Origin of the sequence: Marisediminitalea alba, from assembly GCF_002993365.1 — a bacterium.
Taxonomy (GTDB): Bacteria; Pseudomonadota; Gammaproteobacteria; order Enterobacterales; family Alteromonadaceae; genus Alteromonas; species Alteromonas alba.
Map to the genome: position 1 here is coordinate 1 of NZ_PVNP01000068.1, position 563 is coordinate 563.

Below are 563 nucleotides of genomic sequence, written 5' to 3' on the forward strand. Positions count from 1 at the left end.
ATAATAAGGTCGCTCGGTTACGCAGAGCTTACCTCGCCTTACAGAAATTTAGTGAAGCAACGCTTCACTAACAAAAAGTTCTAGGATGAGGTCGCTCAGATACTAAAGTATCTTTCGCCTTACAAAATTTTATCGTCGCAGTGCGACGATAGACAAAAATTTTGTCCCCTTCGTCTAGAGGCCTAGGACACCGCCCTTTCACGGCGGTAACAGGGGTTCGAATCCCCTAGGGGACGCCATTTACATCGCGTCACAGTCGATTAATACTGTGGATAGGCCGGAAGCTGAAACGCTTTCAGGACCGAAATATTCTGTGAGGAACCATAATAAGGTCGCTCGGTTACGCAGAGCTTACCTCGCCTTACAGAAATTTAGTGAAGCAACGCTTCACTAACAAAAAGTTCTAGGATGAGGTCGCTCAGATACTAAAGTATCTTTCGCCTTACAAAATTTTATCGTCGCAGTGCGACGATAGACAAAAATTTTGTCCCCTTCGTCTAGAGGCCTAGGACACCGCCCTTTCACGGCGGTAACAGGGGTTCGAATCCCCTAGGGGACGCCAT

At 47.1% G+C, this 563-nt stretch carries 2 tRNA genes; both read left to right on the forward strand.

The features are described 5' to 3' along the window. The first annotated feature begins 163 nt into the window (after window positions 1-163). Window positions 164-239, forward strand: a tRNA-Glu gene (locus C6Y40_RS08000). A 247-nt stretch (window positions 240-486) separates the two neighbouring features. Further along, window positions 487-562 (forward strand) — tRNA-Glu (locus tag C6Y40_RS08005). Window position 563: the final 1 nt, after the last annotated feature.